Source organism: Streptomyces sp. NPDC046303 (genome assembly GCF_055588085.1).
The window spans coordinates 83443-103220 of sequence record NZ_JBVJFA010000008.1; the positions used below are offsets into that span (position 1 = coordinate 83443).

19 protein-coding genes are annotated in these 19778 nt (G+C 72.5%); 10 read left to right on the top strand and 9 right to left on the bottom strand.

Going from position 1 to position 19778, the window contains the following annotated elements; all coding sequences use genetic code 11:
- Positions 1 to 12: 12 nt before the first annotated feature.
- Positions 13 to 1095: a WD40/YVTN/BNR-like repeat-containing protein gene (locus ACZ6I1_RS10705; protein WP_469285451.1), complete on the bottom strand. Its 1083-nt coding sequence runs from the start codon at positions 1093 to 1095 to the stop codon at positions 13 to 15.
- A gap of 334 nt (positions 1096 to 1429) precedes the next feature.
- Between ACZ6I1_RS10705 and ssgD the strand changes: the two genes are divergently transcribed.
- The 4 genes from ssgD (at position 1430) to ACZ6I1_RS10725 (ending at position 5156) form a co-directional block, all read left to right on the top strand.
- Entirely contained in the window at positions 1430 to 1846 is a 417-nt protein-coding gene (gene ssgD / locus ACZ6I1_RS10710) for a spore wall synthesis regulator SsgD (protein WP_469285452.1), read from the top strand.
- A 182-nt stretch (positions 1847 to 2028) separates the two neighbouring features.
- On the top strand, positions 2029 to 3669 hold the full coding sequence (locus tag ACZ6I1_RS10715) for an ABC-F family ATP-binding cassette domain-containing protein (RefSeq protein ID WP_469285453.1): 1641 nt from the start codon (positions 2029 to 2031) through the stop codon (positions 3667 to 3669).
- Positions 3670 to 3703: 34 nt separating this feature from the next.
- Positions 3704 to 4018, top strand: a complete 315-nt coding sequence (locus ACZ6I1_RS10720; protein WP_469285454.1) for a hypothetical protein — start codon at positions 3704 to 3706, stop codon at positions 4016 to 4018.
- A 166-nt stretch (positions 4019 to 4184) separates the two neighbouring features.
- Positions 4185 to 5156: an acyl-ACP desaturase gene (locus ACZ6I1_RS10725; protein WP_469285456.1), complete on the top strand. Its 972-nt coding sequence runs from the start codon at positions 4185 to 4187 to the stop codon at positions 5154 to 5156.
- A 93-nt stretch (positions 5157 to 5249) separates the two neighbouring features.
- Here ACZ6I1_RS10725 and ACZ6I1_RS10730 read toward each other — a convergent pair whose 3' ends face one another.
- Positions 5250 to 5495, bottom strand: coding sequence for a WhiB family transcriptional regulator (locus ACZ6I1_RS10730; RefSeq protein ID WP_469285457.1), 246 nt, complete (start codon positions 5493 to 5495; stop codon positions 5250 to 5252).
- 90 nt (positions 5496 to 5585) lie between these two features.
- Positions 5586 to 6608 carry a non-homologous end-joining DNA ligase gene (ligD, locus tag ACZ6I1_RS10735; protein WP_469285459.1) on the bottom strand — a complete coding sequence of 341 codons (1023 nt, stop codon included), beginning with the start codon at positions 6606 to 6608 and terminating at the stop codon, positions 5586 to 5588.
- Positions 6609 to 6683: 75 nt separating this feature from the next.
- On the opposite strand from ligD, the gene ACZ6I1_RS10740 reads away from it, so the two are divergent.
- Positions 6684 to 7757, top strand: coding sequence for an ATP-dependent DNA ligase (locus ACZ6I1_RS10740; protein ID WP_469285461.1), 1074 nt, complete (start codon positions 6684 to 6686; stop codon positions 7755 to 7757).
- 69 nt (positions 7758 to 7826) lie between these two features.
- On the opposite strand, the gene ACZ6I1_RS10745 is transcribed toward ACZ6I1_RS10740, so the two are convergent.
- Positions 7827 to 9257, bottom strand: a complete 1431-nt coding sequence (locus ACZ6I1_RS10745) for an NAD(P)/FAD-dependent oxidoreductase (RefSeq protein ID WP_469285463.1) — start codon at positions 9255 to 9257, stop codon at positions 7827 to 7829.
- Positions 9258 to 9384: 127 nt separating this feature from the next.
- On the bottom strand, positions 9385 to 10395 hold the full coding sequence (locus tag ACZ6I1_RS10750; protein WP_469285465.1) for an NAD(P)/FAD-dependent oxidoreductase: 1011 nt from the start codon (positions 10393 to 10395) through the stop codon (positions 9385 to 9387).
- A gap of 89 nt (positions 10396 to 10484) precedes the next feature.
- On the opposite strand from ACZ6I1_RS10750, the gene ACZ6I1_RS10755 reads away from it, so the two are divergent.
- Both ACZ6I1_RS10755 and ACZ6I1_RS10760 read left to right on the top strand, forming a co-directional pair.
- Positions 10485 to 11102 (top strand): helix-turn-helix domain-containing protein, encoded by a 618-nt coding sequence (locus tag ACZ6I1_RS10755; protein WP_469285467.1) that lies wholly within the window; start codon positions 10485 to 10487, stop codon positions 11100 to 11102.
- Entirely contained in the window at positions 11099 to 11635 is a 537-nt protein-coding gene (locus ACZ6I1_RS10760; RefSeq protein ID WP_469285469.1) for a nucleotide triphosphate diphosphatase NUDT15, read from the top strand. Before ACZ6I1_RS10755 ends, ACZ6I1_RS10760 begins: the two co-directional genes overlap by 4 nt.
- 13 nt (positions 11636 to 11648) lie before the next feature.
- Here ACZ6I1_RS10760 and ACZ6I1_RS10765 read toward each other — a convergent pair whose 3' ends face one another.
- The 4 genes from ACZ6I1_RS10765 to ACZ6I1_RS10780 all read right to left on the bottom strand — a co-directional run bounded on the left by ACZ6I1_RS10765 (position 11649) and on the right by ACZ6I1_RS10780 (position 17074).
- The gene (locus tag ACZ6I1_RS10765) at positions 11649 to 12308 is read right to left on the bottom strand and encodes a GOLPH3/VPS74 family protein (RefSeq protein ID WP_469285471.1); all 660 of its coding nucleotides are present in this window, start codon (positions 12306 to 12308) and stop codon (positions 11649 to 11651) included.
- 157 nt (positions 12309 to 12465) lie between these two features.
- Positions 12466 to 14547, bottom strand: coding sequence for an MDR family MFS transporter (locus ACZ6I1_RS10770; protein WP_469285473.1), 2082 nt, complete (start codon positions 14545 to 14547; stop codon positions 12466 to 12468).
- An 82-nt stretch (positions 14548 to 14629) separates the two neighbouring features.
- Positions 14630 to 15985 carry a 6-phospho-beta-glucosidase gene (locus ACZ6I1_RS10775; protein ID WP_469285862.1) on the bottom strand — a complete coding sequence of 452 codons (1356 nt, stop codon included), beginning with the start codon at positions 15983 to 15985 and terminating at the stop codon, positions 14630 to 14632.
- Positions 15986 to 16087: 102 nt separating this feature from the next.
- Positions 16088 to 17074 carry a helix-turn-helix domain-containing protein gene (locus ACZ6I1_RS10780; protein WP_469285474.1) on the bottom strand — a complete coding sequence of 329 codons (987 nt, stop codon included), beginning with the start codon at positions 17072 to 17074 and terminating at the stop codon, positions 16088 to 16090.
- Positions 17075 to 17292: 218 nt separating this feature from the next.
- Here ACZ6I1_RS10780 and ACZ6I1_RS10785 point away from each other — a divergent pair, with 218 nt between their 5' ends.
- The 3 genes from ACZ6I1_RS10785 (at position 17293) to ACZ6I1_RS10795 (ending at position 19768) form a co-directional block, all read left to right on the top strand.
- Positions 17293 to 17961: a helix-turn-helix domain-containing protein gene (locus ACZ6I1_RS10785; RefSeq protein WP_469285476.1), complete on the top strand. Its 669-nt coding sequence runs from the start codon at positions 17293 to 17295 to the stop codon at positions 17959 to 17961.
- Positions 17962 to 18026: 65 nt separating this feature from the next.
- Entirely contained in the window at positions 18027 to 18584 is a 558-nt protein-coding gene (locus ACZ6I1_RS10790; protein ID WP_469285478.1) for a toxin-antitoxin system, toxin component, read from the top strand.
- Positions 18581 to 19768, top strand: coding sequence for an MAB_1171c family putative transporter (locus tag ACZ6I1_RS10795; RefSeq protein ID WP_469285480.1), 1188 nt, complete (start codon positions 18581 to 18583; stop codon positions 19766 to 19768). The genes ACZ6I1_RS10790 and ACZ6I1_RS10795 overlap by 4 nt, the downstream gene beginning before the upstream one ends.
- Positions 19769 to 19778 lie beyond the last annotated feature (10 nt).

Below are 19778 nucleotides of genomic sequence, written 5' to 3' on the forward strand. Positions count from 1 at the left end.
GCGGTGCCCTGGTCAGCGGCGTTCCAGCCGGGCCACCCGGCCCTTCTCCCCCGAGGCCCAGCAGCCCGTGTCCGGGGCGCAGTCGACCGTGTCGAAGGAACCGGAGTCCAGCGTTCGCCAGGTGCGGCCGCCGTCGACCGTCACGTCCGTGCCCGTCGGACCCACCGCCAGCGCCGTGCCGCGGCTGTACGGGTACCAGGCCGCGCCGGAGCGGTAGGCCGGCGGCGGGGCGGCCGCCTGGTGCCAGCTGCGCCCGCCGTCGGTCGAGACGGCCGCGGCCTGCGGAGAGGCCTGGCCGGTGCGGTAGTCGCCGCCGACCGCGAGGCCGCTCGTACGGTCCCGGAAGGCGAGGGCGAAGACGCCGCGCGCCGGGTCGCCGGCCGGGAGGGTGGATTCGGCGGCCCGCCAGGTCAGGCCGCGGTCCGCGGAGTGCAGCACCCGCGCGGCCGGTCCGCCGCCGGTGGCCAGCCAGACATCGCGCGGGCCGGCGCTGACCAGGCACTGGCCGCTCGCGGCGAAGCCCGCCTCGCCGGGCAGCGCCTGCGGCATCCCGGTGTCGGGCAGCACGCGCCAGCTCCGTCCGCCGTCGTCCGTGGACAGGATGCGGAACCTGCCGTCCACCGGGTCGCTCATCGCCAGCCCGTGCCGCGGGTCGAAGAAGGTGAGGCAGTCGTAGAAGGCCCGCGGGTCGGGGTTGCGGAAGGTCTCGGTCCAGGTGGCGCCGCCGTCCTCGGTGCGCAGCACCCGGGAGGCCTCGCCCTCGCCGATCGACAGGGCCACCGCGCGCCGCGCGTCGAAGGCCTCGACATCGCGCAGTTCCAGGCCCTCCGCGACCGCGGCCGGCGGCGAGACGTCCTGCCAGCTGCGGCCGCCGTCCAGGGTGCGCAGGACGGTGCCCTTGGAACCGGCGACCCAGGCCGTGGTCCGGCTGACGGCCGCCAGCCCCCGGAAGCGGACCTCCTTGCCGGTGTCCTTCAGTGCCCAGCCCGCGCCGCGCAGTTCCGCCGGTTCTCCGGCCGCGGACGCGTGGGCGGGCGCGGCCAGTAAGCCCGCCGCCAAAACTGCCGCGCACATGCCAATTCCCAGAAGTCTCATGGCGCCGGAAGCTAACGCACGCCCGATTCCCCGTCCAGGGCGCGTCACCCGCCGCGCGTTACCCGGCCGGGGCGTCTTGTGCCGTGCTTTGCGCCTGTGGAGTGATCGGTTACCAGCCCTTCTGCGATCTCTCCGGAGCGGGCGGCTGGCACTGCCCCTCCTGCCGTCGCACCTGCGCGACGGTTACTCTGTGCGATCACACAGTCAGGTTCCGGCCAATCGGTGACACAGCTCACGTCACCTTCCCTGCACGGATTTGCCGATTCCGGCGTCTATCGGGTTGCCGGGTTCCACCCCACAGCCCGGCAGCAGATCCGCCGCAAGGGAGTGAGCCGTGATCACTGTCATCGAGCAGGCCGTACAGGCCCGTCTGGTCGCCACCGCGCCGAAGGTCGAGACCGTTCCCGTCACCCTCTGCTACGACCGGGCGGATCCGTTCGCCGTGCGCATGGCCTTCCCCGCCCCCGCCACGCTGGAGGGGATCGAGGTCTCCTGGACCTTCTCCCGCGAGCTGCTGGAGTCGGGGCTGGACCGCCCGTCCGGCTGCGGCGACGTGCGAGTGCGCCCGTACGACGGCGACCGCACCACCATCGAGTTCCACGCGCCGGAAGGCGTGGCGATCGTCCTGGTGCTGACCGCCGAGCTGCACCGGTTCCTGGAGCGGGCCTCCACGGTGGTCCCGCCCGGCCTGGAGCACCTGTACCTCGACATGGACCACAGCCTGGCCGAGCTGATGCGCGACACCCGCTGAGGCACCGGACCGTTAATTCGTTTGCGGGCGGCTCCGGCCGCCCGTAGCTTCGTGATCGACCCATTGCCGTCGAAACGGAGCAGGACATTGCTCGTCTGAGGTTCGAGACACCGGCCACCGCCACCTGACAGCCGGCCGTCTCCCCGCGTTGCACGCACCATCCACGCAACCTGGAGGCCTCCATGAGCCATACCCCTGCCTATCTCACCTGCTCCGCCCTGTCCTTCGACTGGCCCGACGGCACCCCCGTGTTCGACGGGTTCCAACTCACCGTCGGCCCCGGCCGCACCGGCCTGATCGGGCTCAACGGCTGCGGAAAGTCCACTCTGCTGAAGCTCATCGCAGGTGAACTGACGCCCTCCGGCGGCCAGTTGTCGGTCGCCGGCAGCGTCGGGTACCTCCCTCAGAACCTCACCCTCGACACCGCACTGCGGGTGGACGAGGCGCTCGGCATCCGGAGCGCCCGGGCCGCCCTGCACGCCATCGAGGCGGGCGAGGCCACCGAGGCGAACTTCGCGGCCGTGGGCGACGACTGGGACGTGGAGGAGCGGGCCCTGGCCACGCTCGACCAGCTCGGACTCGCCCGGATCGGCCTGGACCGGACCGTCGGCGAACTGTCGGGCGGCGAGTGCGTACTGCTGCGGCTGGCCGCCCTGCTGCTCGAGCGTCCCGACGTCCTGCTGCTGGACGAGCCCACCAACAACCTGGACCTCCGGGCCCGCGGCCGGCTGTACGCGGCAGTGGAGTCCTGGACGGGGGTGATGGTCCTGGTCAGCCACGACCGGGAGCTGTTGGAGCGGGTCGACCAGATCGCCGATCTGCGCGACGGTGAAGTCCGCTGGTACGGCGGGAACTTCACGGAGTACGAGGACATGCTCGCCGCCGAGCAGGATGCGGCCGAACGCATGGTCCGCGTCGCGGAGGCCGACGTGCAGCGGCAGAAGCGCGAACTGGCCGACGCCCAGGTCAAGCTGGCCCGGCGCAAGCGGTACGGCCAGAAGATGTACGACACCAAGCGCGAGCCGAAGATCGTGATGGGCGCCCGCAAGCGGGCCGCGCAGGAGTCGGCCGGCAAGCACCGCATCATGCACACCGAGAAGCTGGCCCAGGCCAAGGAACGGCTGGACCACGCGGTGGAGGCGGTCCGCGACGACGACACGATCCGGATCGAACTGCCCGCCACCCTCGTCCCGCCGGGCCGGCGCGTCCTGACCCTGAGCGATCTGCGGCTGGCCCACGGGGCATCCGTACGGGGCGAATGGGAGATCCACGGCCCGGAGCGGATCGCCGTGGTGGGCCGCAACGGCTCGGGCAAGACCACCCTGTTGCGCACGGTCGCGGGGCTGCTCGCGCCGGAGTCCGGGGCGGCGGTGAGCCATGTGACCACGCGGTACCTGCCCCAGCGGCTGGACGTGCTCGACGAGACCCGGTCGGTCGTGGAGAACGTGGCACGGTTCGCCCCGCAGGCCACGAACAACCTGACCCGGGCGCGGCTGGCGCACTTCCTGTTCCGGGGCGCCCGGGCGGACCGGCCCGCGGGCACGCTGTCCGGCGGCGAGCGCTTCCGCGCGGCGCTGGCGGCGCTGTTGCTCGCCGAGCCGGCTCCGCAGCTGCTGATGCTGGACGAGCCGACGAACAACCTGGACCTGGCCAGCGTGGGGCAGTTGACGGACGCGCTGGATTCGTACGAGGGGGCGCTCGTGGTGGCCAGCCATGACGTGCCGTTCCTGGAGTCGATCGGCATCACCCGGTGGCTGCTGCTGGACGGCGAGCTGCGGGCCACCACGGCCGAGGAGGTCCGGGAGACGCTGTGGCACGACTGATCCGCCGGGTGCGGTGGGAGCCACTCTCCTGGGGGTGAACCGCACCCGCATCCCGAACATCGAATCCGGCCGGATCGGCATCGGCGCCGAGCGCGTCCGCACCCTCGCCTTCCCCTACGACTGCCCCGGCACCGGCCTGGTGGACCTGCTCGCGGCGATGGTGCAGGAGCGGGAGAAGGGACGCGCAGGCGGTCTTCGACACCGCCGACCCGCCGCGGCCGCAGCCCGACCCGCAGGCGCGCGCGCCTGGCCCTCCGCCGCCCCGGCGTACGTGACCGACTCGGTCGACGCCCTCCGGGCGCTGATCCCGGCCGTCAAGGCGGGAGCGGGGGACCACCTGGTGGCGTGACTTTGGCGCCGGAATTCCCTCTCAGGGCTCCTCCAAACTGCACAGATAACTGGATGTAACCGGTCATAGCCCTGCCTGGGGCTTGGCTGGTCCTGATGTCGCGCTTAACCTACGACTCCGTAGGCTACGGAACCGTAAGTAATTCGCTTTGCACCCAGGAGTACCCGTGACGATCACCTCTCCCCACCTCGGCAGCTCGGAGGCGTGGACCGACGCCAAGCTGCTGTACGCGCTGGAAGAGGTGGTCGAGAAGGAGCTCAACCGCCATCTGAAGGTCACCAAGGACTGGATGCCCCACGAGTACGTCCCGTGGAGCGACGGCCGGAACTTCCCGGGCTTCTTCGAGGACGGCGAGGCCTGGGACCCCCAGCAGTCCAAGGTCACCGACATCGGCAAGATCGCGCTGGTCGTGAACCTGCTGACGGAGGACAACCTCCCCAGCTACCACCACGAGATCGCCACGCTCTTCGGCCGCAACGGCGCCTGGGGCACGTGGGTGCACCGCTGGACGGCCGAGGAGGGCCGCCACGGCATCGTGATGCGCGACTACCTGCTGGCCTCGCGCGCCGTGGACCCGGACAAGCTGGAAGCGTTCCGCATGCAGCACATGTCGGAGGGCTTCGAGTCCGACAACCGCCACTCCATGCTGCACTCGGTGGCGTACGTCGCCTTCCAGGAGCTCGCCACCCGCATCTCGCACCGCAACACCGGCCACCAGTCCGGTGACCCCGTGTGCGACCGGATGCTGGCGCGCATCGCGCAGGACGAGAACCTGCACATGGTCTTCTACCGCAACCTGCTGGGCGCGGCCTTCGAGCTCGCCCCGGACCTGACGATGCAGGCCGTACGGGACGTCGTGGTGAACTTCCGGATGCCCGGACACGGTATGCCCGGCTTCGAGCGGATGGCCGCGCAGATGGCGATCGGCGGGGTCTACAACCTGCGGATCCACCACGACGACGTGCTGAGCCCCGTGATCCGCTTCCTGAAGATCATGGACATCGACGGCCTCGGGCCGGACGGCCAGAAGGCCCAGGAGGAGCTCGGCCTGTTCATGAACGGCCTGGACTCCGAGGCCCGGAAGTTCGACGAGCGCCTGGCCGCCCGCGCGGCCCGCCTCGCCGCCCGCAAGGGCTGACGGTCACGGTCCTGCGTCTTTCCGCCCTGGCAGAGCAGCGCTCTGCCAGGGCGGCTGCGCGTCATGGACCCGGCGCCGACGGGACTGACCGGATCAGCTGGGGCGGGGCCGCAGGGCCATGCGCTCGGACTCCGAGAGGCCGCCCCAGACGCCGAAGCGCTCGTCATTGGCCAGGGCGTACTCCAGACACGCCGCACGCCCCTCGCACGCCCCGCACAGCCGCTTCGCGTCGCGCAGCGACGAGCCGGGCTCCGGGAAGAAGAAGCCCGGGCCGGTCTGGGCGCACAGGGCGAGGTCGTACCAGGCGGTGGGGGTGGCGGCAGTGGTGTTCATCGACATGCCGGTGATCCTGTCCGCCCTCGATGGACGTCCGATCAACGCTCGATCAACACCGGGCCACGCGGCCCCCCTCACCCCGGGTGAGCATGGTCAGTCCTCGTGCTTCTTCTCGCGGCTCGGCTGGACGCGTTTCGGTTCGCCCGGCATCTTCGGGTAGTCCGGGGGGTAGGGCATGTCGCCCAGGCCGTGTTCGTGTTCGTCGCGGGCGGCGAGTTCGAGTACGGCGTCGAGGGTGAAGGCGTGGTCGTCCATGTCCGCGTGCAAGTCGCCCAGTTCGGCGAAGCGGGCCGGCATCGTCACGATGTCGAAGTCGCGCGGCTCCGCGTCGTCCACCTCGTCCCAGCGCAGCGGCGCCGACACCGGGGCGTGCGGGCGGGGGCGGACGGAGTAGGCGGAGGCGATCGTGCGGTCGCGTGCCGTCTGGTTGTAGTCGACGAAGATCCGCTCGCCGCGCTCCTCCTTCCACCAGGCCGTCGTGACCTTGCCCGGCATGCGGCGTTCCAGTTCGCGGCCGAGGGCGATGGCGCACCTGCGGACCTCGGTGAAGGTCCAGCGCGGCTCGATCGGCACGAAGACGTGCAGGCCGCGGCCGCCCGAGGTCTTGGGCCAGCCCCGCAGCCCCAGCTCATCGAGCAGGCCCCGCAGTTCGTGCGCGGCCGCCACCGCGTGGTGGTAGTCGGTGCCCGGCTGGGGGTCCAGGTCGATCCGCAGCTCGTCGGGCCGGTCGGTGTCCTCGCGCCGCACCGGCCACGGATGGAAGGTGAGGCAGCCCAGATTGGCGGCCCACAGGACGGCGGCCGGCTCGGTCGGGCAGATCTCGTCGGCGCTGCGTCCGCTCGGGAAGGCGATGTGGGCGGTCGGGATCCAGTCGGGAAGGTTCTTCGGCGCCCGCTTCTGGAAGAAGGACTCCCCCTCCACCCCCTCCGGATAGCGTTCCAGGGTGGTCGGCCGGTTGCGCAGGGCGCGGGTGATGCCGTCCGCGACCGCCAGGTAGTACTCGGCCACATCCCGCTTGGTGAGACCGCGCTCGGGGAAGTACACCTTGTCCGGGCTGGACAGCCGCACCGTCCGCCCTCCCGCGTCCAGCTCGATGGCATTGCCGGCAGAACCCATGTGCGCCACGGTAGGCGCGTCGGGCCGGGTGCGCACACCGGGCGGGCGCGGACGGACCGCCGCAGAATCGGAGACATGGACCTGCCGGTGATGCCACCCGTGAAACCGATGCTCGCCAAGTCCGTGACGAAGATCCCGCCCGGGATGCAGTACGAGGCCAAGTGGGACGGCTTCCGGGCCGTCGTGCACCGCGACGGCGACGAGATCGAGATCGGCAGCCGGACCGGCAAGAGCCTGACCCGGTACTTTCCCGAGCTGGTGACGGCCCTCAAGGAGAACCTGCCCGACCGCTGCGTCATCGACGGCGAGGTCGTGATCGTCAACGGCGGGCGTCTCGACTTCGACCAGCTGACCGAGCGCATCCACCCCGCCGCCTCGCGCGTGAACCTGCTCGCCGAGACGACCCCCGCCAGCTTCGTCGCCTTCGACCTGCTCGCGCTCGGCGACGAGTCGCTCCTCGACACCCCGCTCGCCCAGCGCCGCAGCGCCCTCGCCCGGTCCCTCTCCACCGCTCGGCCCCCCGTCCACCTCGCGCCCGCCACCACCGACCCCGCGCTCGCGCAGGAGTGGTTCGAGCAGTTCGAGGGCGCCGGGCTCGACGGGGTGATCGCCAAACCCCTCGATCTCCCCTACCGGCCCGATGCCCGCCTCATGTACAAGATCAAGCACGAGCGTACGGCGGACGTCGTCCTCGCGGGTTTCCGTTTCCACAAGAGCGGTCCGATTGTCGGATCGCTGCTGCTCGGGCTGTACGACGGGCACGGCGCCCTCCAGCACGTCGGCGTGTGCGCCGCGTTCTCCATGAAGCGCCGCGCCGAGCTGGTCGAGGAGCTCGAACCGCTGCGCATGCCGGACGCCGAGGGCCATCCGTGGGCGGCCTGGGCCGAGGAGTCCGCCCACGAGAGCGCCCGGCTGCCCGGCGCGCAGAGCCGCTGGACCGGCAAGAAGGACCTGTCCTGGGTGCCGCTGCGCCCCGAGCGGGTCCTCGAGGTGGCCTACGACCACATGGAGGGCGACCGCTTCCGGCACACCGCGCAGTTCCGCCGCTGGCGGCCCGACCGGGTGCCGGAGAGCTGCACGTACGACCAGCTGGAGGAGGTCGTCCGCTACGACCTCGCCGAAGTGCTCGGCGCTCCCCCGGCCGGCTGACCAGCGCCCAAGGGCGTCGACCGGCACCCGGCCACCCGCCGTGTCAGCCCGCTGTGTCAGCCCGCCGTGTCAGCCCGCCGTGAGCTTCTCCCACTCCGCACGGTCCGGTCCCGTCGCGTTCGGCTCGTAGTCCGGCCGCGCCGCGAGCCAGCGCGCCACCCGGGCCCGGACCTCCGGATCCGCGTAGGCCCGCTCCGGCATGTCGGCCAGGTGCCGGACCCTGGCCCGGGCCCGCATCACCTCCGGATCCTCCAGCGCGCAGTCGAACAGCGCCGCCACCTCGCGGGCCGTCCCCGTACGTCCGACCCGGGTCGCGAACCGCTCCCCGATGGCCGCGTCCGCGACGACCTGGAAGTCGAACCACGGCTTCAGGGTGCGCACCGCCCACGCGTGGTGCTCGGCGGCGAACCGCTCCGACCCCGGGTCCCGGTGTGCCGTACGGGCCACCCTGCGGGCCGCCCACAGCGCGAGCGAGGTGCCCTGCCCGAGGGTCGGGTTGGTGTGCGTGATCGCGTCGCCGACCGGCACCAGCCCGGTCACCACCGGCCCCCGCTCGTCGACCAGCGCGCTCCACCGGTTGTCCAGACTCGCCGTGGCGAGCACCTCCGACAGCGGTGCGCCGCCGAGTGCCAGCCAGGCCGCGCCCGGCGGGAAGGAACGGGCCGCGGCCTCGAACACGGCGGGGTCGCGCAGCGCCGAGCGCGTGGTGTCCGTGGTGTGCACGAACAGGGTCACGGCGAAGACCCGGTTGTCGGCGGGGAAGACCGCGCACCCGGCGAAGGCGCCGCCCGTCACCGCCCAGGGACGGCGCGGACCCTCGTCCATGCCGTCGGGCAGCCGGTACCAGCGGCAGAAGTACGCGAGCCCCGTACGGTGCCGTTCCACGACCGGGGGACGGCATCCCGCCGCGGTGAGCCAGCGCTCGACGCCGCCGCGCCGCCCGCCCGCGTCCACCACGAGGTCCCCCTGATAGCTCCCGGCCTCCGTGGTCACTCCCGTCACGCGGACCCCCGGCCCCTCCCCGCGCCCGAGCCCGTCACCGCCCCCGCCACCGCACCCGGATGCCGTGAGCAGCCCCGTGACCGGTTCCCCGTACCGCGAGACGACTCCCTGTTCGGCGCGCAGGGCGGTGGCCAGCGCGCTCTCCAGGAGGATCCGCCGGGCCTGGAGCATGACGAGGTCCTCGTCGCCGGGGCGCGCGGGGGGCCGTTCGTCGAACCAGTCCAGCTCGTGCCGCTCGCGCGCCCCCAGCCTCAGCATCTCCGCGTGGACGTCGGGCAGGTCCTCGCGCAGGACGTTGCGCGCGGCTCCCAACAGCGCGTGCGGCTGGCTCGCCTGCGGCACGGTCGGCCGCCGCCAGCCGAAGAAGTCGCGGTCGAGCGCGGTCCCCGGCGCGCGCGTGTCCCGCTCGAACAGCTCCGCCGTGTGACCCTGCCGTGCCGCGAGCAGAGCGGTGGCCAGCCCTCCGACACCTCCGCCGATGACCAGTACATGTGCCATTGCGCCCCCCTGAGCCGATGAACCGTACGACGATCACATCGCAGGGAGCCTGCACGATCGAAGGCCGACCGAAACCCGCACGATTGTCCGAGGGGCCGGATGTGCGGAGGCACCGCTCGGCGCCTGCTCAGACCGAGACGGCCGGCGTCCGCCCGCCTCCCGCGCGGTACGCCTCCACGGCACGCCGCGTCTCCTCCTCGATCAGGTCGGCGTTGATCGCGACGGCCGCGCGCACCCCCTGGGCGGCCGCCCCGGCGACCTGCTCCATCGGGGAGGTCACGTTGCCCGCCGCCCAGACACCCGGGTGCGCGGTGGCCCCGGTCGCCGGGTCGGACTCGACGCAGGTCCCGACGACGTGGCCGTCACGCTCCAGAGCGGCCGTCGGCAGGCCCAGGCCCCTCAGGACTCCTGAGCGCGCGGTGAACCGGGGTGCCACCACGAGCGCCCCGCACCGGGCCGCTCCCCCGCCGGCCAGGGTCACCCCGGTCAGCCGGTCCTCGTCGACGAGGAGCCCGGTCACCTCGCCCTCGACGACCTCGACGCCCCGGGCCGCCAGCAGCTCCCGGTCCTCGTCGGTGAGCCGCCAGGTGTGCGAGAGCAGCGTGGTCCGGGCGCTCCACTGCCGCCACAGCCCGGCCTGGAACACGGCGAGGGGGCCGTCGGCCAGTACCGCGACCTGCTCGTCCCGCACCTCCCAGCCGTGGCAGTACGGGCAGTGCAGCACGTCGCGCCCCCAGCGCTCCCGCAGTCCCGGCACGGCGGGCAGTTCGTCCACCAGGCCGGTGGCGACCAGCAGCCGCCCCGCCCGGACGGTCGAGCCGTCGCCGCAGCGGACCAGGAAGCCCCCGCCGGGCAGCCGGTCCGCGGCGACGACCGTGCCCGGCCGGATCCGGCCGCCGTAGCCGGCGACCTCGGCCCTTCCGCGGGCCAGCAGGTCGGCCGGGCTCTGCCCGTCCTGGCCGAGGTACGCGTGCAGGTGCGCCGCGGGTGCGTTGCGCGGGCTGCCCGAGTCGAGCACCAGCACCGAGCGGCGGGCCCGGACCAGGGTCAGCGCCCCGGCGAGCCCGGCGGCTCCGCCGCCGACGACCACCACATCGAACCGTTCCGTCATCGCCTCTTCATCCTTCCCGCTGTCCATGTCCCTGTCCCTGTCCCTGTCCATACCGGTGAGGATCTGCCCGTCTGCCCCACTTGACAAATGCTGTTGCCGAAGCGGCAAATGGAAGCATGGGCACCGAGAAGGAGGACGACGATCTCGCCGGCGTACTGACCGCCGTGGGGCCCCGGCTGCGCGCCCTGCGCCAAGAGCGCGGCACCACCCTCGCCCAGCTCAGCGAGGCCACCGGAATCTCCCTCTCCACCCTGTCCCGGCTCGAATCCGGACAGCGCAGGCCGACGCTGGAACTGCTGCTCCCGCTGGCCAAGGCGCACCGGGTGGCGCTGGACGAGCTGGTCGGCGCGCCCGAGACCGGCGATCCGCGGATCCGCCCGCGCCCCCTCGTCCGCCACGGCACCACCATCGTGCCGCTGACCCGCCACTTCGGCGGGGTACACGCCTTCAAACAGGTCTACCCGGCCGTCGAAGGCACCCCGCCCGTGCCGGAACTGCGCGTCCACGAGGGCTACGAATGGCTGTACGTGCTCTCCGGGCGCATCCGGCTGCTGCTGGGCGAGCACGACCTCATCCTGGGACCGGGCGAGGTCGCCGAGTTCGACACGCGCACCCCGCACGCGTTCTTCAACGCGGGCCCGCACGGGGCGGAGTGCCTCAGCCTCTTCGGGCCGCAGGGCGAGCGCATCCACGTCCGTGCCAGGCCGACCACCTCACCGGAAGGACGCACATGAGCACCACCGACGAGCACCCCGAACGCCCCGGACGCCCCGAACGGGCGACCGCGCAGCCCCATGCCGTCGTCGGAGTCGGCCTGGTCGTGGTCGGCCCGGACGGCCGGGTCCTGCTCGGCCAGGCGCACGACGGCCGCTGGGAGCTGCCGGGCGGCAAGGTCGACGCCGGGGAGGGCTTCGAGCAGGCCGCCGCCCGGGAACTGGCCGAGGAAACGGCTCTGCGTGTGGATCCCGAGGCGATCCGGATCCTCTCCGTGCAGATCGACGCGGAGGCGGGCCTGACCCGGCTCACGGCCGCCGCCGTGACCGCGACGGCCGACGGCGTCCCCGCGGTCACCGAGCCGGACAAGATCGCCCGCTGGCAGTGGTTCGACCCGGCCGACATCCCCACGGCCCTCTACGAGCCGTCCGTGGGGGTGCTGCGCGTCTGGCGCCCGGACCTCACGGCGCTGCCGCCCCTGCCCACGTACGACTACCCGACCGCGGCCGCGGCCGGGACGAACCCCCCGGCTCCGCCCACCCCCACGCCGTAGGCCCGCGGAACCTTCAGGTCACCGCGGCGACCGTCACCACCGTGACCGCCGCCATCGCCGCCTGCATGTCGCGGACGGCGGCGCGCACGCTCTCGGCCGCCCACTGGCCGGCGGCTGTCTCGGCCATCCGCGACGTGACCTGCTTGCGCGGCACGTCGGGGAAGGCGAGCGCATGCAGTTTTGCCGCGTGGAGCAGCGCGACGAGACCTGCCGTGCGCTCGTCCGGTTCGGCGCCCCGGAGCACGACGGCGGCGAGCCGCTCCCGCAGCGCCCGCTCGACCGTGCCGTCGGTCTCGGGATAACGGCGCCGCGGGAACACCCCGAGCACCTTGCTCTCCTCCAGCGCGACCACGTCGCGTGCGCGCAGCCGTTCCACGGCGGCGCCGACCGCCTTGGCCTGGTCTTTCGCCAGCCAGTCCGTCACCCGGCGCTTGCTGCGTCCGCGCAGCCAAGTCCCGATCAACCGGAGCCGGCCGTCGAGCAGTTCCTCCCCGGTGGGCGTATCGTCCGCCAGCTCCAGGTACTTGCCCTTCACCGACACCCGCTCCGCCAGGGCGAGTTCGAGCAGGATCCCGCCCGCCACGGCCCAGCCCACCGCCTGCCGCTGCCGCGCCGCCCCGGACTCGTCGTCCAGGGAGAGCAGCATGATCTCCTCCGCCAGCGTGACGGCCATGAGTGGTACCCCCGTTGCTCGCGTTCCCCGCGTTCGTCGCCTTGGTCGTGGCGCCTTGGTCGTGGCGCCTTGGTCGTGGCGGCCTTGGTCGTGCTCCCGCAGGGAAGGACGACCGGCTGCCCCCGAAGGTTCCCCGCGCCGTCCCCGGCGCGCCTCCCTACGCCACCGGCCGCGGCGCGAAGTTGCCCTCGCCCAGGTCCTCCGCCAGCAGTCGCTTCGCGATCGCGTCCGCCGCCACCCTCAGCTCCGCGCTCCGCGGCCGGCCGCGGTCCTTCTCCAGCTGGTCGCCCAGCCAGTCGGCCCACGCCTCCGAAATGACGCCGGCCTCCCGCTGACCGGCCGGGGTCAGCGCGAAGAAGGTGCCCTCGCGGGTGAGGTAGCCCTCCTCCACCATCCGGTCGAAGACCGGGAGCAGCACCTCCGACGGCACGGAGCGGCGGCCGGCGATCAGCCCGAGGCTGGCGTAGCCCACCGTCCGGGTCATGAGTTCCACCTGCATCACCGCCCACGCACCCGCCATGTCCAGCCGGGTGTCGGAGGCGTGGACGATCGAGCGCGCCGTCTCCGCCCCCATGCTCCGGACGAGTTTGCCGACCGCGAGCTCCAGCAGCTTGGCCGAATCCCCGCTGGCCGTGGCCGGCGAGGCGAAGCCGTCCCCCATGTCCGTCGACCCTGCGCGGGCGCTGTCCCGCAGCTTGACCTGTTTGAGGAACAACCCGACGACCAGCCCGAAGACCGCCACCGGCACGGTCCAGAGGAACACCGTGTGCAGGGCCTGCGCGTAGGCGTCGATCACCGGTCCCGCAGCCGTCGGATCGAGGCCGTGCACCCCTTGCGGGCTCGACGCGGCCTCGGCCAGGCGCGCCGGGTCCTCCCCGGTGAGCCGCGCCGCCTCCGCTACCCCCGCCCTCAGCTCGGGCCCCAGGCTGTTCGCGTAGATCGTCCCGAACACCGCCGTTCCGAAGGAGCTGCCGAGCGTACGGAAGAACGTGACCCCGGAGGTCGCCGTGCCGAGGTCGGCGTAGTCCACCGTGTTCTGCACGGCGATCGTCAGCACCTGCATGGACAGGCCGATGCCGGCACCGAGCACGAACATGTACAGCGACTCCAGCAGGGTGCTCGTCCCGGGCTCCATCCGCGACAGCAGGTACAGGCCGACGCCCATGACCGCGCAGCCCGCGATCGGGAAGATCCGGTACTGGCCGGTCTTGCTGGTGACGTTGCCGCTGAAGACCGAGGCGAGCAGCAGCCCGAAGACCATCGGCAGGGTCCGGACGCCCGAGATGGTGGCCGAGTCCCCGTCGACGTACTGGAGGTAGGTCGGCAGGAAGGTCATCGCGCCGAGCATCGCGAACCCGACGACGAAGCTGAGGACGGAGCAGACGGAGAAGACCGGATTGCGGAAGAGCCGCATGGGGAGCATCGGCTGCGCGGCCAGCGTCTCGGCCAGGCAGAACAGCGCCAGCGCGAGGGCGCCGCCCGCGAACAGGCCGATGATGGGCGCCGAGCTCCAGGCGTACTCGTTGCCACCCCAGCTGGTGGCCAGGATCAGGGCGCTCGAGCCGATCGCCACCAGGGCGATGCCGAGGTAGTCGATGACCGGCTTACCCGCGGCCCGTACCGACGGGATCGTCCGGGCGGCCGCGATGACGACGAGGATCGCGATCGGCACGTTGACGTAGAAGCACCACCGCCAGCTCAGCTGGTCGGTGAACAGTCCGCCGAGGAGCGGCCCGATGACGGTGGAGACGCCGAAGACGGCGCCGATCAAACCCTGGTACTTGCCCCGCTCGCGCAGGGGCACCACATCGGCGATCAGCGCCATCGCGGTGACCATCAGACCGCCGGCGCCGATGCCCTGGACCCCCCGCCACAGGATCAGGAAGGTCATGTTGCCGGCCAGGCCGCACAGGAAGGAGCCGCTGATGAAGATGACCGCCGACACCTGGAAGATCAACTTCCGGCCGAACAGGTCGCCGAACTTGCCCACCAGCACCGTCGCGACGGTCTCCGCGAGCAGGTAGGAGGTCACCACCCACGCCATGTGGTCCCCGCCGCCGAGATCCGCCACGATCGTGGGCAGGGCGGTGCCCACGATCGTCTGGTCGAGGGCCGCCAGCAGTACGCCGAGCATGATCGTGCCGAAGATGACGTTGCGCCGCCGCCGGTCGAGCACGGGGGGCGCCGTCGCCGGTGCGGGAGGGCTGTCGGCGGGAGTGCCGGCGGGGGCAGTCGTCACCCTCGCACTCTCACAGCCTCCCCGCCCGGCCGCATGCGGCACTGGGCCGCACGGGCGACCGTACGGAGGCCCCGCGCGGGCATCAGCGCAGGTAGGCCAGGCCCGGGTGCTCGGACGCGTACCCCTCCAGCAGCCGCCGGGCCACGCCCACGGAGTCCACCAGCGGGTGCAGTGCGAAAGCCTTCACCGCGGCCGCCCGCGAGCCGCTCGCCGCGGCCGCCAGCACCTCCCGCTCGACCGCCTTGACCGCCGTCACCAGGCCGACCGCGTGCAGCGGCAGCGGGGCGACCGCCACCGGGTGGGCGCCGTTCGCGTCGACCAGGCAGGGCACCTCGATCACGGCTTCCGCGTCGAGGACCGACAGGGTCGAACCGTTGCGGACGTTGAGGATCAGCGTGGCCCGCTCGTCCCGGGCGATGGCCCGCATCAGCGCGAGCGCCACCTTCTCGTAGCCGCCGGACTCCAGGTCGCTCTCGTCGCGCTCGCCGACCCCCGCCGCCTCGCGGTTCTCGGCCATGTACGTGGCCTCGCGCTCGGCCCGGGTCCGGTCCCAGGCGGCCAGCGCCGCCCCGGCCGGCACCCCGTCCCGGCCCGCCTCGGCGTAGAACCCGCGCTGCTGGTCGCGCAGGAAGGCCCCGCGCGTCTGCGCGGCCTCCCGGTACGCCCGTACGGTGTCGCGGTTGAAGTAGTAGTAGTGCAGGTACTCGTTCGGGATCGCGCCGAGCGAGCGCAGCCAGTCGGCCCCGAAGAGCCGGCCCTCCTCGAAGGACTCCAGCGCCTCGGTGTCGGCCAGCAGCCGGGGCAGTTCGTCGCGGCCGGCGACGCGCAGCCCGCGCACCCAGCCCAGGTGGTTGAGGCCGACGTAGTCGATCCAGGCCTCCTGCGGCCTGGCACCCAGCAGCCGGGCGATGCGCCGGCCCAGCCCCACGGGCGAGTCGCAGATGCCGATCACGCGCTCGCCGAGCTCCTCGGCCATCGCCTCGGTCACCAGGCCGGCCGGGTTGGTGAAGTTGATGACCCAGGCGTCCGGTGCGGTACGGGCGATCCTGCGCGCGATCTCCCGGGCCACCGGAACGGTCCGCAGACCGTACGCGATCCCGCCCGCGCCCACCGTTTCCTGGCCCAGGACCCCCTCGGCCAGTGCGATCCGCTCGTCGGCGGCCCGCCCTTCGAGCCCGCCGACCCGGATGGCCGAGAACACGAAGTCGGCCCCGCGCAGGGCCTCGTCGAGGTCCCCGGTCGCCGTGACGGCCGGGGCGTCGGACACTCCGGCGGCGGCCGCCTGGTCCGCGAGCACCCGGACCATGGCGCCGAGCCGCGCCGGATCCGCGTCGTACAGGGTCACCTCGGTCACCCGGCCCTCGGCACGGTCGCCGAGGAGCGCTCCGTAGACGAGGGGTACCCGGAACCCGCCCCCGCCGAGGATCGTCAGCCGCACGCCCTTACCGCCCTTCACCGACACCAGTGCCACGATCGGTGACACGGGACCGGCACGGCGTCCGTGGCACGCGACCTACGGGGACCAGTCTCCCCCGGCCGCTCACTCCCCCAGCGACGGCACGGCGCGCAGTCTGGCGCCCTGCTGCTGGACCGTCCCGCCGCCTCCGACCGGACCCATCGGCGCACCCTGCGGCGCCGAGAGGATCAGCGTGATCCGGGTCAGCCCCATCCCGTCCAGCATCCGGCTGGTCTCGGCCACCATCCGGCAGCGCACCAGCCCCCGCCGCGGGTCGGGGTGGCGCACGGTCCGTACCGCCCCGTCCTGTTCGGCCGCCTCGGCTCCGCGCATGCTCAGCCAGTGCGGCACGCCGTAGCGGTAGGCCGCCTCCATGAAGGGATCGCGGGCCACCTCCTGGCGGATGCTGCGCAGCCCCTCGTCCTCCGGGGCGGCGTCGAGCGCGGTCGCGAACTGGGCCAGCAGCGGTACGCACCAGCCGGGTTCGTGGTCCTCCAGCACGGCCGCGGCGTCCGGGTGGAACAGCACGAAGCGCAGGAAGTTGTCGTCCGGCAGGGCCGTGGGATGCGGCCGGACCGACTGGAAGAGCTGGTCGAAGGCCGAGTTGGTGAGCGCGACGTCCCAGCGGTGGTCCACGAGGAAGCTCGGGTAGGGGACGGATTCCATCAGGGCCGCGTAGTCGCACAGGTAGTCGCGCTGCGCGGGGTCCTCGGGCAGCCGGTTCTCCTCGGACGCCCGCCAGGTGGGCGGGGGATCACGGTCGACCATGACGCGGAAGAGCCAGAAGCACTGCCGCTCGCTCATCTCCAACGCCTCTGCCAGGGCCAGCAGTTTGCGGTCCGTCCACTCCTTGACCAGGCCGCGTTCCCAATTGCCGTACGCGCGCACGCTGATGCGCAGCCGAGCGGCGAGGTCCTCCTGGCTCAGCCCCAGTTCCTCGCGGCGCTGGCGCAAAATCTCCTTGCGTCGCTCCGACCGCACGGCGCCGCGTGCGGACTCCTCGCCCGCCAGGCGCTCCTCACCGGCTCGGGCGAGGCCGTCGGCCGGGCCCACCGCTGCGAGATGTGGCACCGAGAGCTCCCCCTCCTCACGGTCTGGATCTTCATTTCCGTGTGGCGATCCTGCTACCGACTTCATTCGAGTGTCAACTATTGTGGCAATTCCAGCCTCTTGACAGCTCATTCCCGCCACAGCTGTGGCACGTTCTAGCCCTTCGGGGCGATAACGGCTAGATTCCAGAAGCCGACCATGTGCCCGTACCGACTTCGTGCGAACTAGGAGAACCCCTGGTGACAGACGGCTTCCCGGCTCCCGTCGCGGTGGCCCACGCACCCCTGGCAGCCACCGTCACGCGCGTCGCCGATCTCGCGGGCAAGCTGGGCCGCGACCTGAACCAGGTCTTCGACCTGCGGCGCCTCTCGGAGGCGTCCGGCGTGCCCACGGACGTGGTCAGGATCCTGCTCGACGGCAGGCCGGCCGGCGAACCCGATCTCCAGACCCGATTCCTCCAGCGCCTCGACCTGCTGCGGCGCACCCGGGTCAAACCCAACGGCCGCCGCTACACGCAGCAGGAGATCGCGGACGGCGCCGGGATGTCCCGGCAGCAGGCCGGCGCCCTGATCAACGGCGACCGCCGCCCCACCATGGAACACTGCGACGCGATCCAGCGCTTCTTCGGGGTGCACGCCGGCTTCCTCACCGCCCACGACGCGGACGCCCTCACCGACGCCCTCCAGCGGACCGAGCAGCAGCTCCTCCAGGACTTCGCGGGCCGCGCGCGGGAAACCGTACCGGCCGCGGCCGCTTCGGCGGGGGATCCGCTGGCAAGACTCCTCCAGAACCACGGTGTGCGGGGCATCGCCTGGAGAGCCGCTCAACTGCCCAGCGACAAGCACCGGGACAAGGTGACCGAATGGCTGGACATGCTCCTCGAAAGCGTCAAACCGAACGAATCCTGACCCAGTCGAAACATCTGGGTCTGATCCTTGAGTCCTGATCCGGATCCGCGCCGACGGGGAGAACGGTGAGCATAGGCAGAGAGCAGCGGCGGTTGTGCGGGGAGCTGGTGGCCGGGATCCGGCTGACCGCCCCCGTGGAACCCGTGGACCTCTACGCCGCCCTCTGCGAGGGCATGAGCAGACACCGCGGCCGCCGGGTGGAGTTCCGGATGGCCTCGTTCCCGCCGGGGACGGCCAGCGGCCTGTGGCTCGACATGGCGGACCGCGATCTCGTGGTCATCGAGGAGCGCACGGCACCCGACCACCAGTTGGTGATCCTGGGCCACGAGTTGTGGCACATGAAGGCCGGCCACTGCAGCCACCACGTCGACGGCGCCGCCGTCGCCGCCCGGCTGCTGTCCGACGAGGCCGACATCGGCGAGACGGTCCGCCGCGTCGCCGCGCGCACGCGTGCCGACGTACGCGAGGAGACCGAGGCCGAGACCTTCGGCTTACTGCTGGGCAGCCGGTGCCGGACCTGGCTCGCCGGGTCGGCGAGCCACCGGGCTCCGGCACAACGCGACCATCTGGCGGGCCGGATCGAGGCAGCGCTGGGCTATCGGGGGCACAGGAACGATCGTTGAACGGCCAGGACTACTACATACCGGCAGCCGCGATGGCGGTCTCCCTCGCCTTCAAGCTGCCGGCCCTGCGCCACAACTGGCGTGACCCGCTGCTCCGGTCGGTCTGCGCACTGCTGACGCTGGCCGGAGCCGTGTTCGCCTTCGCCGCCCCGCCCACCATCGCGGCGGTCAACCGCTGGACCGGCGTGCCGAACATCTCCGCCCCGCTGGTGTACTGCCTGATCACCGCGTTCAGCGCGTCCTGCCTGGTGCTGGTCGTCAACTGGCGGGGCGGACCGCCCGAGGAGACCCGCCGGACCTCGCGGCGCTGGATCCTCGGCTACAGCGTCGTGATCGTGGCCCTGGTCGTGCTGTTCGCCCTCGGCGACGCTCCGGAGGAGCGGCTCCGCGACCTGGACACCCACTACGCGAACACCCCGTACATCCGCGAGATGATCGCGCTCTACCTGGCGGCGCACAACGTGGCCGCGGTGGTGATGGTCGCCATGTGCTGGCGCTGGTCCCTCCAGGTGCGCGGCTGGCTGCGGGTCGGCCTGATGATCATCGTCGTCGGCTACCTGTTCAACCTCAGCTACGACGCGACCAAGATGTCCGCGGTCATCGCCCGCTGGGCCGGCCGCGACCTCGACTTCCTCAGCACGCTCGTCGCCCCGCCGCTGGCCTCCGTCGGCGCGCTGATCAGCGCGATCGGCTTCGTGCTCCCGCTGGTCTGCCAGCGGGTGTCGGACAGCTGGGAGACCTGGACGACGTACCGCAGGCTCGGTTCGCTGTGGCAGGAGGTGCAGATCTCGGCGCCCGGCGGCACCCCGTCCGTCCAGATGGCCTGGTGGTCCGCCGCCGAGCTGCGCGTGATCCAGCGGGAGTCGGACATCCACGACGGATTCCTGCACCTCGGCCCGTACTTCGACCGGCGTCTGCGCGACGAGGCCCACGAGCGGGCCCTCGCGGAGGGCGCCGACGGGGCGACCGCCCGCGCGGTCGGCGACGCCGCCATGGTCGCGGCCGCCGTACAGGCCCGCGCGGCGGACCCCGAGGGCAAGGTCATCGGCGCCGGCGAGGAGACCGTGCTCGACACCGCGGACGGGCCGCGCGACCTGCTGCGGATCTCCCACGCCCTGCGGCATTCGCCGGTGGTGCGGGCGGTCCGGCAGCAGGCCGCGCTGTCCGGGAGCGGCCGCGCCTGAGCGGCGGACC

Bases quoted from the DNA above. Each gene is read 5' to 3' on its own strand.
- ACZ6I1_RS10755 (WP_469285467.1), top strand. From the start codon at position 10,485: ATGGGCACCGAGAAGGAGGACGACGATCTCGCCGGCGTACTGACCGCC.
- ACZ6I1_RS10740 (WP_469285461.1), top strand. From the start codon at position 6,684: ATGGACCTGCCGGTGATGCCACCCGTGAAACCGATGCTCGCCAAGTCC.
- ACZ6I1_RS10765 (WP_469285471.1), bottom strand. From the start codon at position 12,308: ATGGCCGTCACGCTGGCGGAGGAGATCATGCTGCTCTCCCTGGACGAC.
- ACZ6I1_RS10705 (WP_469285451.1), bottom strand. From the start codon at position 1,095: ATGAGACTTCTGGGAATTGGCATGTGCGCGGCAGTTTTGGCGGCGGGC.
- ACZ6I1_RS10745 (WP_469285463.1), bottom strand. From the start codon at position 9,257: ATGGCACATGTACTGGTCATCGGCGGAGGTGTCGGAGGGCTGGCCACC.
- ligD (WP_469285459.1), bottom strand. From the start codon at position 6,608: ATGGGTTCTGCCGGCAATGCCATCGAGCTGGACGCGGGAGGGCGGACG.
- ACZ6I1_RS10750 (WP_469285465.1), bottom strand. From the start codon at position 10,395: ATGGACAGCGGGAAGGATGAAGAGGCGATGACGGAACGGTTCGATGTG.
- ACZ6I1_RS10730 (WP_469285457.1), bottom strand. From the start codon at position 5,495: ATGTCGATGAACACCACTGCCGCCACCCCCACCGCCTGGTACGACCTC.
- ACZ6I1_RS10715 (WP_469285453.1), top strand. From the start codon at position 2,029: ATGAGCCATACCCCTGCCTATCTCACCTGCTCCGCCCTGTCCTTCGAC.
- ACZ6I1_RS10760 (WP_469285469.1), top strand. From the start codon at position 11,099: ATGAGCACCACCGACGAGCACCCCGAACGCCCCGGACGCCCCGAACGG.